Origin of the sequence: Pseudonocardia autotrophica (assembly GCF_003945385.1) — a bacterium.
In the GTDB taxonomy this organism is placed as follows: domain Bacteria; phylum Actinomycetota; class Actinomycetes; order Mycobacteriales; family Pseudonocardiaceae; genus Pseudonocardia; species Pseudonocardia autotrophica.
This window is the reverse complement of the sequence record NZ_AP018920.1, coordinates 1,678,362-1,689,976: the sequence shown is the minus strand read 5'-3', so window position 1 is coordinate 1,689,976 and position 11,615 is coordinate 1,678,362. Positions and strand designations below refer to the sequence as shown.

Annotated in this window: 10 protein-coding genes; all 10 read right to left on the bottom strand. The window is 74.2% G+C overall.

Annotated elements, in window-relative coordinates; all coding sequences use genetic code 11:
* Positions 1-137: 137 nt before the first annotated feature.
* The 10 genes from Pdca_RS08185 to Pdca_RS35400 all read right to left on the bottom strand — a co-directional run bounded on the left by Pdca_RS08185 (position 138) and on the right by Pdca_RS35400 (position 11,540).
* Positions 138-1,916 (bottom strand): IS1634 family transposase, encoded by a 1,779-nt coding sequence (locus tag Pdca_RS08185; protein ID WP_125911307.1) that lies wholly within the window; start codon positions 1,914-1,916, stop codon positions 138-140.
* 278 nt (positions 1,917-2,194) lie between these two features.
* Positions 2,195-2,437 carry a hypothetical protein gene (locus Pdca_RS08180; RefSeq protein WP_085916673.1) on the bottom strand — a complete coding sequence of 81 codons (243 nt, stop codon included), beginning with the start codon at positions 2,435-2,437 and terminating at the stop codon, positions 2,195-2,197.
* 480 nt (positions 2,438-2,917) lie between these two features.
* Positions 2,918-3,520, bottom strand: a complete 603-nt coding sequence (locus Pdca_RS08175; RefSeq protein ID WP_085916672.1) for a hypothetical protein — start codon at positions 3,518-3,520, stop codon at positions 2,918-2,920.
* A 262-nt stretch (positions 3,521-3,782) separates the two neighbouring features.
* On the bottom strand, positions 3,783-4,895 hold the full coding sequence (locus tag Pdca_RS08170; RefSeq protein WP_085916671.1) for a bifunctional DNA primase/polymerase: 1,113 nt from the start codon (positions 4,893-4,895) through the stop codon (positions 3,783-3,785).
* 247 nt (positions 4,896-5,142) lie between these two features.
* A complete protein-coding gene (gene ssb, locus Pdca_RS08165; RefSeq protein ID WP_085916670.1) occupies positions 5,143-5,628 on the bottom strand; it encodes a single-stranded DNA-binding protein in 486 nt (161 codons plus the stop codon).
* A gap of 478 nt (positions 5,629-6,106) precedes the next feature.
* On the bottom strand, positions 6,107-6,244 hold the full coding sequence (locus Pdca_RS35405; RefSeq protein ID WP_166665916.1) for a hypothetical protein: 138 nt from the start codon (positions 6,242-6,244) through the stop codon (positions 6,107-6,109).
* 112 nt (positions 6,245-6,356) lie between these two features.
* Entirely contained in the window at positions 6,357-6,797 is a 441-nt protein-coding gene (locus Pdca_RS08160) for a hypothetical protein (RefSeq protein ID WP_085916669.1), read from the bottom strand.
* A 73-nt stretch (positions 6,798-6,870) separates the two neighbouring features.
* Positions 6,871-8,658, bottom strand: coding sequence for a ParB/RepB/Spo0J family partition protein (locus Pdca_RS08155; RefSeq protein WP_085916668.1), 1,788 nt, complete (start codon positions 8,656-8,658; stop codon positions 6,871-6,873).
* A 594-nt stretch (positions 8,659-9,252) separates the two neighbouring features.
* Complete coding sequence (locus Pdca_RS08150) at positions 9,253-10,356, bottom strand: DUF3560 domain-containing protein (protein ID WP_170205947.1); 1,104 nt, start codon at positions 10,354-10,356, stop codon at positions 9,253-9,255.
* Between the two features lie 62 nt (positions 10,357-10,418).
* A complete protein-coding gene (locus tag Pdca_RS35400) occupies positions 10,419-11,540 on the bottom strand; it encodes a hypothetical protein (protein WP_158092373.1) in 1,122 nt (373 codons plus the stop codon).
* Between the last annotated feature and the right edge of the window lie 75 nt (positions 11,541-11,615).

Genomic DNA, 11,615 nt, shown 5'->3' with positions numbered 1-11,615 from the left:
TGGGGTGCGGCTCGGCGCCGTCCGCCCCGGGTTCCGCAGCTGATGTCGGTGCTGGACACGGAATCTGGGGGTTGACCTGCGAGAACGCCGAAGGCCGCCCGGACGGGCGTGTGTCCAGGCGGTGAGGTTCGTGCTGGTCAGAGCGTTGTGGCGGGCCCGAGTTCGATGATCTTCTTGGGTGCGTTGATGTCGAGCTTGGCGAGGATGTCGCGCTGGGCGGTGGTCAGCTCGGTGCGTTGGCGGAACGTGCCGGCGGGGCCGGTGAAGGTGCCGACGTGCAGGTCTTGGAGGTCCTCGCGGACGCGGTTCCAGGTAGCACCGGTGGTGGTCTCGACGATGCGGACCAGGAGCAGCGCGAGCCAGCAGAGGATGACGTGGGCACGGATGCGTTCTTCGAGGCGGTGATAGACCGGGCGCAGTTCCAGGGTGGTCTTCATGTCGCGCCAGCCGCGTTCGACCTGCAACAGCTGCTTGTAGCCCAGCGCGATGTCCTCCGCGGACAGGTGCGGGTCCGAGCAGCGCAGCAGGTACTTCCCGTCCAGGTTCACCTCGCCGGCGATCTTCTTGCGGTCGACGCGGAGCAGGCCCTTCGGGGTGACGCGCAGGAACCGGTTGAGCCCGGGCATGGTCGAGATGCGCCCGCGCAGCTCGGCCCGCTTGGTCACCGTGAGCCGGTCGGTGTCGGCGATGAGCGCGGTGAGCTTGCCGACCATGACCTCGCGCAGCGCGGCGTCCCGTTCGGCCTGCTCAGGGTTGAAGCAGATCACGAACCGCTCATCAGCGGCGATCTTGACCTCTTTGACCTGCAGGTTGTCCCGGACATGGCTGTAGCGGCCCTGGCGGGACAGCGCCGCGGTGGCCTCCGCGGAACCGGAGCGGAGCTTCTCTCCGATGATGTAGTGCCCGCCGCCGCGGCGCAGCTCCCTGCGGTTCTGCGTCGAGGAGAACCCGCGGTCCGCGACCCACATCACCCTCGCCAGGGTCCAGTCCCGCATGTCCTCGCGGGCCTGGCGGATCAGCGCCGAGTCGGTGGTGTTGCCCGGCCAGCACCACACCCGCACCGGGATCCCGGCGCGGGTGACGGCCATGCCGATCACGACCTGGGGCAGGTCGTCACGGGAGTCCTTCGACTTGCCGTAAGTCCGGAACCCCACCCCGCCGCCGGTGTCCTCGCCCTCGCCGTCGCCGTCGCCGTCGCCGTCGCCGTCGCCGTCGCCGTCGCCGTCGCCGTCGCCGGGGTCCTGGTCGGGGACCGGGCGCCCGCGGACGTCACGGGCGAGCGGGTCGTCGGGCTCGTCGGTCTGGAAGTAGGTGGAGGTGGTGTCGAAGAACAGCAGGTCGACCTCGTGATCGAGCAGGGTCGCGACCTGCCAGAACACCTCCCGTTCCAGATCGGGGGCGATGTCGAGGAGCCAGTCCATCGCCCGGTAGCAGGCGTCGTCGGAGGTCTCGGCCAGGCCGTCGATGTGCGCGCGGCGGTTCACCCAGCCCGCGGCGGCCAGCTTCGAACCCGGCGCCAGCGCCCGGTTCGCCACCAGCGCGAACAGCACCCGCTCGGTGCGCGGGTCGCGCTTGCGCCCGGTGAGCAGCCGGGTCATGACGGTGTCGATCCCGAGGCGGCGCCACAACGCGTCGAGGACCAGGGTGCCGCCGACCGGGCGCGAGGAGGTGAACGCCAGCCCCGCCGCCCCGGGCGCCTGCGAGCCGGTCAGAGCGGTGGCCGGGTCGAGCAGCCTCGTCAGCGACGCGACCAGGCGCTTGATCGCGTCGCGGTCGAGTTGGTCCTCCCGGCCGAAGCTGTGCAGCACCTTGGGCCGCGAGGTCTTCGTGGTCGGGTCCCACTCGTTGTGGGTCAGCTGCAGGTACCGCACCGCGGTGCCGTCCTTGTTTCGCCGTGTCGACACTCGTACGTGCACGTGTCCAGACGTTACATGAGTTCCAGCAGCTCAACAGTTCGAACACCGATCGAACGTGTGTCCAGTATTTTCGCCGCTTCCGGACCTGCTCCCGCTCGCTGACCTGGGAGAATACCGCGGCGTGTGTCCAGATCCGCCCATCAGCTGCGGAACGCGGGTCCGCCGCGCGGTTGTAGCGCGTTGCCGACGAGGCCGCGGAGCTGCGCTAGCGACGGCGACACCGGGTGCCCGCGGGGTGTCGGCGGGCCGGGCGGGGGCGCCGCCCGGCCGGCTTCCGTCTATCGGGGGCTGGTCTCCCAGGCCAGGTGGGCGAGTTCCTGCAGGGTGTGCTGGAGCAGCGTGGCCAGCTGCTCCACCGCGCCCAGTGCCTGGGCGGGGTCGGCGGACGCCGCGGCGTCGGCGAGGTCGTCGCGGACCTCGCACACCTGAGTCTCCAGAACCTGCAGGCGGGTCGCGCGGGTGTCGGACTCGGTGACCTCGATCCGAGCGAGGTCGGTGCGGGAGTTCGGGGTGGTGCTCATCAGGGCCTCCGGTGCTCGGTGTCGCTGGAACGCGGCTTGCCTCAGCACGCCGGGGCGGGGTCCCGAAGGAACGGCGGGGGTTCTGGGCTCGTCCGACCGGGTGGGAACGCCGGAGGCGTCCGAGCGCAGCGAGGCTCGTCCCACCCGGTCGGACGGGCCCGGGTTCATCGCCGCTCGCCCCGCCCCGGTGTGCTGACCCTCGGGGCGATCCATCGGTGCCGGGCGCCGGAGGCCAGACCCCCACACCGGCCGCAACCCGACCTCGCGGCCCCGGCCACCACCCCGGCCGCGCGCTCTGGAGGACGGCGACGGGCCGCGGTCGACGACCACGGGGAAGGCTGCCACCGGCAAGGTGACCACGGCGAACGCAACCACGGCGGGACCGAGAGCGTGGTGGCCACGTGCTGCGCATCAACCGTCGCAGCGGTACGGCTGCGTAGCGCACCAGCGGGGGTGCCGGCCGGCACCCCCGCCAGCCGGTCAGCGGTGGTCGGGGTGCAGGAACACGACCAGTGCCTCGGCGACCCGTGTCGGGTCGTCGACGAAACCGTGTTCGGTCGCGACCGTCACCGCGGTCTGCGCGGCCTGCCGGTGGGCGTCACCGAGGCGGCCGTCCAGCGCGGCGGTGACGAACCAGTGCGCGGTGGCCGTCTGCTCCGCGACGACGTCCACGGCGGGGACAGCCGCCATCGAAGCGCCGAGGTCGCAGGGCCCGCCACCGCCGTTCCCCTCACCGTCCGGCCTGCCGCCGTCGGACTTGTCGCCATCACCGCCGGCAGCGTCGACGCCCGCGGACAGGCCGTCTGCAGGTCGACCGGTCGGGACCGGTGCAACGGCCGACCCGGTGGGCTCTCCGCCCTGGTGATGGTTGCCGGGCCTGCGGCGGCGGGCCGGGGAGGTGTCGGCGCGGTCGTGGTGCCGGAGCCTCTGGTGGTCGGGCTTGTAGCAGCTGGTCCAGCCGAAGTTGGCGAGGACTGCGGCCGCGGACACGACGACCAGCTGGGAGGCGACGAGCAGCGGCGCGGTGAACGTGCGGCGGCGTGGCCGGGCGTGTTGGGGAAGGGACGGGTGGTGGGTCGGCATGGCGGGCTCCCGGGTTGGCGGTGGCGTGACGGGCCCGAGGTCGGCGCGCCGGGGCGGGGTCCCGCAGGGACGACCCCGGCGGTGGGGCTCCTTCGAGCGGTGGCGACGCCGGAGGCGTCCGAGCGGAGCGAGGCCCCGCGGCACCGCCTCGGACCGGGGTCCCGCCGGTGGGTCGCCCGCCCCGCCGCGGTGTGCTGCGCTTGCGGGCACCGCGCCGCCGTGCACCGGAGAGATCGCCTGTCGTCTCGGACGGCTGGGCCGGCTACCTACGCGTGTCGGACGGGCGGGCGCCGGGCCGGTCGGGAAGGTCGTCGATGTACCGGGGGTGGGCCGCGCCGTAGGCGAGTCCGTCGGTGATATCGCGCTCGACCTGACGCGCGGTGTAGCCGTCGATGCCGACGTAGCCGCCCGCCGCCGCGGTGAGGACCGCCTGCATGTCAGCGCCGGTGAGAGCGCCGCTGCCGACCCACTGGCCGAGCCTGCGGGCGGCGCGCAGCAGGGTGGTGTGTCGCATCCCGACGGGCGCGGCAGCAACGGCCCGGGACTCGCCGTCGACGACCGCGCGCAGGTAAGCCTCGACACGAGCCGCGGAGACCACCGACGCCGTGCCGCCGGCTGCGCCGCCATCGTCGGCCGCAGGTTCCTCGCTCGGGACCTGGTCATCGGTGTGGGAGGACGGCGCTAGGGTCGTAGAGAGGGAGTCGTGCAGCCACGCGGGCAGCTCGGCGACCGGGGCATCGTGCACGATCCGGTACCGACGGGTGCCGGAGCCCCGGGACCCGGGCGCCAGGACGTAGCCGCCGTGGCCGCGGGTGTCGATCAGCGGGCCGAGCGCACCCTGGGTGTTGCGCAGTCCGGCGTCGTCGGGCTGGCGGAAGTACAGGTGTCGTCCCCCGGACGGGGTGGCGACCGTGAAGGTGTCCCACGGCGACGCGGCAGCAGCGTCGGCGGCGAGCCTGCGCAGCACGGCCGACCCGTTGACCGCCTCGGCAACGCCGACCGGGTCGGTGTCGTCCGCCACGTTGCGTCCGGTGTCGCGAAACGGACAGCCCCCGGCCGCCTCGGCAGCGGCGTGCGGGCGGGTGGCGGGCACGTCGAGGTCGATCACGAGCAAACCGGACCGTCCGGCCGCCACCCCGATGTTCCAGGCGGCACCGGCCCACCAGGCGAGGATCCGGTCGGGGTCGAGCGTGGCGGCGTCCTCCCAGCCCCGCACCGCCGGGACCTTGCCGCGCGGCCGCACGGGGAACACCGCCCATCCCGCGGCGACGGCCCGCAACGCGGCCGCCGCGAGCGGCTGCGGCCGCAGGCGATCCGGAGGCGCCTGCGGATCGGCTTGCCGGTACGTGGTCTGGTCGGTCGAGGTGTGGGTCATGGTGGTCCTCCTCGCGTCGGGGCACCGGGAGCGACCCGCCGCTCCGCAGGGCCGCGCCGCGACCGTGCCGCCCGGGCGCGGCGGGCCCGTGGCTGGCGCGTGGCCGCGAGTGGCGGGCACGGTGCGCCGACGACGCGAGGAGCGACGCGTTCGACACCACCGGCGGCCGACGCCGGACAGCGGGCAGGAGCGGGCAGAGCACGGCGATGGGCCCGGACCGGGTGGTCCGGGCCCACTGCCGGATGGCTCACTCGGAGCCGACGAGCTCCAGCGAGGGCCGGTCGCCCGCGTCGGACTCGGCCGGCTCGCCGCCGGTGTCGTCGCGGTCGGCGCGCGCCTCGTCGCCGGGCTCCGCCGCAGCGGCGTCGGAGCCGTTGCGGGGGTTCTTGTCCAGGGTGGCGCTGGCGTAGCGGAGGCTGGCGGCGACGTCGGCGGCCTCGATCTGGATCCGCCGCACGCTGGTGCCGTCTTCGCGCTTGAAGGAGTCATCGGCGAACTCGCCGGTGACCGCGACGGTGGCGCCCTTGTCCAGGCTGGCGGCGACGTTCTCGGCGAGGCCGTTGAAGCACACCACCCGGTGGAACACCGCGGGCAGATCAACCCAGCGTCCGGTGCCCCGGTTGAGCCGGCGCCGGTTGGTCGCGACGGTGAAGGTGGCGACCGGGACACCGGAGCGGGCGAACCGCAGCGTGGGCTTGTCGGTGACGTTGCCGTGGACGGTGATCTTGTTCATCTCGGGTTCCTCTCATCGGAGCGGGGTGTCGGTGGGTGACGCGGCCCTGGCCTCAGCGCGGCGCGGTGGGGTCCCGCAGGGACGGCGGGGAACCCGGGCTCGTCGGATCGGGGTGGGAACGCCGCCAGGCGTCCGAGCGCAGCGAGGCTCGTCCCACCCGATCGGACTGGGCCGGCGGGTTCATCGCCGCTCGCCCCACCGCGTTGTGCTGACCTTCGGGCGCCTCCCCCGGACACCACCTTCGGCTGGGGAGGACCGGCGATGACGAGCACCAGACCGCTCATGTCCGTCTGGAACCTCCGCAACGTCCGATCCCTGGTCGCCTCCACGCCGCTACCGCGGGTGACCGGCCCTTTCCGGAGTTGTCCGTGGCGGCGTGACCAGCCCCCGCACCGACCCCCGGAGCGTTCGACCCCGATGCGCGGGACCGTCGCCGACCCGGACAGCTCGCCACCGCTCAGCGGCACATGTTCGCCTGCTACCGCAGCACCGAGGAACGGAACCGAGCCTGCGCCGGGCGGGCGGCCGTCGACGGCACGTCGGCGTCCGGGTCGCCGAACTTGCCGGGCAGTTCGATCTCGCGGCGTGCGCGCGGATCCGCCCTGGCCGGCGACATACGACGGCTTCGATGAGATGGCTGTCGCCGACCCTTGACAAGGGCTCACTCGCGGTCAACACGGGGAACTGATCCGGCCGGCGACGCTACGCGAAGCGCCGCCGGGTGACGGTCAGCGGTCGGCGCCGGTGGCTGATGGGCGCGGAGCCAGGCAGGCGACCATGTGGCCCTGCATCGACAGGGACGGCGGCCAGACCCGATCCTGCTCGACGTGGCGTACCCCGTCGATGGTCAACGTCCAGTCCCCGGTGCGGTCGGGCGGGCGACGGCGGGCCCGGCTCACGGTGGCGACCACCAACGTCGTCCCGTCGGGACGGCGGGCGGTGACGGTGACGTCGACGAGGATGTCGCCGTCGGCGAGCTCGGTCTCGCGGTAGTCCAGCGCGACCGGGGCTGCGACGGTGTGCCGGCAGACCTCGACGAGCAGGCCGCGGGCGGCGTTGTGCGCGCCGAACATGCCGACGCTGCCGGTGAGCGGGATCGTCGCGGTGACGTCGGCGGGCAGGACGTAGCTGCGGCACCAGTCGTACCGGGTGAAGCACTGCGGGAACATCAGCGATCTCCTTCCGAGGTGTGGGGTGATCGGTCGGTGGGGCCGCCAACGCGGCGGCCCCACCGACCTGGGTTCAGCCGGTCGACCCGTCGTCGGCCGTGGACTCGCCGTAGCCGCTGCTGGGTCGGATGGCGTCGGTGCCCTGGTCGGCCGGGGCGACGCCGCCGTGCTCGCCGTCGCTGTAACGGTCACCGGTGTCCTCGTCAGCGTCCGAGCCGGTGGCGTCGGCGTCGTTCTGGTCGGCGTCGCCCGGCTGGTCGGGGTCGGGCAGGACGAGCTGCTCGACCGGGGACATCGGGTAACCCCACTCGCGCAGCGCGGTGAAGTAGGCGCGGTGGCCTGCCTCCGAGGACCGCCAGGTCTGCCGGTCGGTGGCGTCCTCGGCGGCGCCGAGCAGGACTGCCAGTGCCAGCTGGGTCGCCCGCTGCGGCGAGGCGGTCCGCGCGGCCTCGGCGATGGGGTGCGGGCGGCCGGTGTAGACGCTGCCGACCGGTTCGTGGCCGAGAACCTCACACGCGGTGGGGTGCCCGGACTCCATCGCCCGGCGCAGGTCATGTCCACCCCGCCCGAGAGTGACCGCGATGAACACCAGCGCGTCCCGCGGCGGGGTCTTGCGGGCCAGGAACGTCCGCAGCCACTGCCGGCGGACCGTGGTCGCGGAGTCCCACGCCTTGTTGTTCGCGATCACCAGGCGCCGCTGGACCTTGTCCTCATCGCTCATCCCCGCCGCGCTCGACCCGTCCGGGCTGCCGCTGCTGGCGCCACCAGCGGTGACCTGAGTCCAGCGGGCCGCGTGCTGGTGGGTGTCGGGGTCGGTGCACCAGTGCACGACCCGCAGCTGCGGCTCCCGATCCCAACCGCGGCGGACCTCCACGCTCGCCGCCCGCCCCGGGCACCTGCGGTGGGCCTCGCCGGTCAGCTCGGCACCACTGGGCGACTCGGCAGTCGGGCGCAGCCCGCTGATCTGGCGGGCGGTGCCGGCCTGTTCCGGGTCGACGATCATGATCCCCTGGTCGGCCAGTTCCCGGACGGTGTCAGCCAGCAGGGCGGCGTCGGCGCGCTCGTCGCGCAGCTTCTGCGCCACGTGCTCGAACTGCGCGGGCTCCTTGGCGGCGGTCACCGTGAGCACCTTCACCGCGTCGGTGCCGGCGTCGGTGTGGTCGTCGAACTCGGCGATCACCGCGGCCTGGTCCAGGGTCACCTCGTAGCGGTCCAGGACGGCGGCGGCGAGCTCGCTGCGCGCCACGGCCGCGGTCACCTTCACCCGCGCGGTCGGGACGTGGGTGCGGCGGGCGATCTGTCCGGCGGTGAGCCCGAGGTCGAGCAACTGCTGGTGGGCGTGCACCTCGTCGGCGTCGGTGGTGGCGGCGCGGTGCTGGTTCTCCTCGAGCTGGTCGATGATCCGCTCGACCCGCTGTGCCTTGCCGGCCCGGTCCAGCTCGCCCGGCTCGATCTCGGAATCGGGGTCGCCGGGCTCGACCAGTACCGGGACGGTGTCGCGGCCGACCTCGACCGCAGCGACGGTGCGCCGCTTGCCCTTGCGGACAACGAGCGTCCCGTCCGCGGTACGCCGGGCGATGATGGGCTCCCGGACGCCGCGATCGGCGATCGACCGCAGGAACGGCTTGCCGAGCACCAGGTCCCGGCGCACGTTCACGCCGACGACCAACGTCCGCGGGTCGGCGAGCAGCAGCTCACCCACCGTCTGCGCCGCGCTGGTCGGATCGGGCGTACCGGGGGTGACCACGGTGGGGCCGTCGTGCTCGTCGGCGCCCGCGTCCGCGGGCGTGGCCGGGGTGTTGACAGTCTCGGTCTCGGCCGGCGACTCGGTGGAGGCGGGCTGGGTGTCGGTGATGGTCATGGTGTCCTCCCTGGGCCGAGCTTCGGGCTCGGCGGTTCGGTGCTCCCGCGGCTGCGGGGCGCACTCGGCCAGGGCGGCGACCGTCGAGGCGTGGCCGGGGCCGCGGGCTGCGCCGTGCGGTGTGGACCGGCGCCAGCAACGACGTCCCCGGACGGGGAGGCCAGCTCGCGCCGGTTCACCCGGGCGGCAGCGCGCCCCGGGGCATCGACCGGCGCCCGACGGCGCTGCCAGAGTGCGCAGCCCCGCCCCCGCGACCGAAGGACCCCGAACCATCACCGGTCGAGGAGCCACAGCCGTCAACACAACGCCCGACGATCCCGGGCGCCCGATGCGCCGTTCCGGGTTGGCCTCGTCCGAGCTCCGGGAAGCGTCTGTGCGCCGACGGTGACGCGCTCAGGATCCTGTTCCTGCATGGCTTCCTGCGTGGAGCGCTCGGCGGCCTGCTGCTCGCCGTAGCCGCCTTCGCGCGCGCTGGCCAGCCGGTGGCGGCGCTTTGCGGAGCCGCGAACTCGGTTGCGACCGCGATCCTGTGGGCCGCGGTGGCGGTCAGCGTCGCGCGGCGCCGAGGAGCGACAGACAGCTTGATGCAGCGGTCTACGGCCCGGCGCCGGCCGTTGGGCCGCCGCCGCGCTGCGGACGCGTGGAGGGCGCGGCACTACGCGGCGACACTGCGGGGCCGGTGGTCTGCCGGGCGCGGGCGGGCGGGATGTTCGCCTCGCGGTCACCGGGAGCGTGTGCCGCGGGGCGGTGCGCGGTGACGCCCCGCTTGACGATCTTGTCGTTCCAGCCCGGGTCGACCACGACCGTGACGGTGGTCTTGTTGACCCGCCGCACGACCTCCCACCGACCCCGGTACTCCAGCAGGTCACCGGGGCGGACCTGGTCCCAGTCGACGGTGTCGATCCGGCCTGCCGCGCGGTGGGCTTCGTGCACGCCGCTCCAGTGCCGGATCTGGGCGTCCAGCAGCGAGGCCTGCGCCAGCAGCCGGTCGCGGTACTCCCCTGCCGGCAACGAACGCGGCTCCAGCTGCTGGCGCCCGGCGGCGCGGCGCCCGCTGGTGCTGTGACCGTCAAGGGAGCGCTGGACCTGCCGGCGTTGGGCCTGCAGCCGCTCCAGCCTTCCTGCGACGACCTGCGGGCTCTCCCGGTGCCGCATGTGGCCAGCGGCGACCTCGGCGGCCCGCGCGGCGTCCGCGGCGCGCCGGTCGTGTTCCCGCGCGGCCTGGTCATGGGTCTCGGCCCGGTCGAGGTCGCGGCGGTGCCGCCGCTCGGAGTGGTGCCCGACCAGGATCGGCTGCCCGAGCGGTATCCCGTCCAGGATTCGCGCGGCGGCGTTCTCCCGGTGCTGGGCGGACCGGCCGTGGCGCTCGGCCCGCTCGGTGAGGCGCTGCGCGCGGTCATCGAGCCGCGCGGCGCGGTCGGCCTCGGCGTCGGCCACCGACCGCGGCTGATCGTCGACCGACGTCCCCACCGCGAACCCGGCCGCCCGCAGCGCCGTCGCGCTGTGCTCGATCTCCGGGAACGGCGGCAACCGGTCCCGGGTGCCCGGCAGATACCAGGCGCCGTGCTCGCCCACCTGCCGCGACCACCGCCAGCGCCGCAGCCCGGCCGTCCGCAACACCTCGATCACGCCGTCGCCGCGACGGGTGCCCTCCAGCACCGTCCCCTGCTCGGGGGTGTGCACGATCTGCAGCCCCACCACGGACCTCCTCCCCTTGAGGCCCGGCCGGTCGCGGGGACCGGCCGGGCCATCACCGCCATTCAGTCGCGCGCGTTCCCGGGAGCGGAATGCGCCAGCCGGGCCTGGGTGAGGACGGCGGCGGCGATCTGCTGCTCGGTCACTGCGCCGAGCTCGCGCAGCAGCACGGTGCGGCTCAGGTCCAGGGTGTCCGGGCCGATACGCAGGTCCCGCAGCGACCCGGTCGCGGGCGCGTCCCAGGCGAACCGGCCCGGACCCAGCTGTACCGCCCACGGGAACGCCCACGCCGGCTGGGCTGCGGGCGCCCCGGCCAGCAGCACCGCGACCCCGCCGCCCGGGGTGTCGATGACGCACTCCACCCCGGCCGCGCGGACCAGGTCGGCGACCCGATCCAGATCGACCTCGGCGAACCCCGCCGGGCCGCTCTCACCCGGTGGCGGTGCCGCGCCGGCGGCCCGGGAAGTGGTGACGACCCGCCCGGTCAACTCGGTGACCGAACTCTCCGGGTCGATCCCGAGTTCGTCGAACCAACCGGTGAGGATCGCGACGATGTCGCCGCCGTTCCACGACCCGTCCGACTGCTCGATCTCCTTGACGCGGGCGAACAGCAAGAGGACCGCGCCGACCGCAGGCTGGGCGACGTCGAGGTAGAGCTCGCCCACGGATGCCACGGCCAGCAGGTCGGCGAGCTCGCCCGCGAGCAGCGCCCGCGGCGGCAGCGGGTCCCGGCCGCGGATCCGGTCGATCTCGTCCTCGATGCTGTCCCCCGCGGCGACGGCCACCGGTGGCAGGCCGACGCTGCGGGCGTGGATCTGGTCGATCAGCGCGAACGCCGCCCCGCGCCGGTGCGCGCGCCGCCACCGCGCGTCGGTCCACGCGGCCAGCCCGTCGTCGGGCTCGATCAGGTCCCGGCAGGCCAGCATCACCCGATCCCCCGGCCCATAGGTGGCGGGGGTGCCGTGCGGGTGGTCGCAGTCGTACAGCATCAGCTGCACCACGCCGTCGACCAGCACTGCCCGGGCGACGAGGACGTAGGCGTGTCCGCCGACGGGCGTCGGGCGGTGGATGAGGTCACCGACGCGCAGCTGCGCGGCCGGCACGGTCGCGAACGGGGCATCGGGCAGCGGCGGGGTGTGGATCCACGCCGCGAGGTGCGAGGCGGTGGTGGTCGGAATGTCGGACATGGCAAGGAGATCCTTCCGCGAAGAGGGAGGCCCGATCCCGGCCAGGCTGGACCGGGACCGGACCTGATGGGTGGT

What these genes read in the sequence shown, in the direction of transcription:
- Pdca_RS08180 (WP_085916673.1), bottom strand. Translation starts at nt 2,437, where the DNA reads ATGAGCACCACCCCGAACTCCCGCACCGACCTCGCTCGGATCGAGGTC.
- Pdca_RS08175 (WP_085916672.1), bottom strand. Translation starts at nt 3,520, where the DNA reads ATGCCGACCCACCACCCGTCCCTTCCCCAACACGCCCGGCCACGCCGC.
- Pdca_RS08170 (WP_085916671.1), bottom strand. Translation starts at nt 4,895, where the DNA reads ATGACCCACACCTCGACCGACCAGACCACGTACCGGCAAGCCGATCCG.
- ssb (WP_085916670.1), bottom strand. Translation starts at nt 5,628, where the DNA reads ATGAACAAGATCACCGTCCACGGCAACGTCACCGACAAGCCCACGCTG.
- Pdca_RS35405 (WP_166665916.1), bottom strand. Translation starts at nt 6,244, where the DNA reads ATGTCGCCGGCCAGGGCGGATCCGCGCGCACGCCGCGAGATCGAACTG.
- Pdca_RS08160 (WP_085916669.1), bottom strand. Translation starts at nt 6,797, where the DNA reads ATGTTCCCGCAGTGCTTCACCCGGTACGACTGGTGCCGCAGCTACGTC.
- Pdca_RS08155 (WP_085916668.1), bottom strand. Translation starts at nt 8,658, where the DNA reads ATGACCATCACCGACACCCAGCCCGCCTCCACCGAGTCGCCGGCCGAG.
- Pdca_RS35400 (WP_158092373.1), bottom strand. Translation starts at nt 11,540, where the DNA reads ATGTCCGACATTCCGACCACCACCGCCTCGCACCTCGCGGCGTGGATC.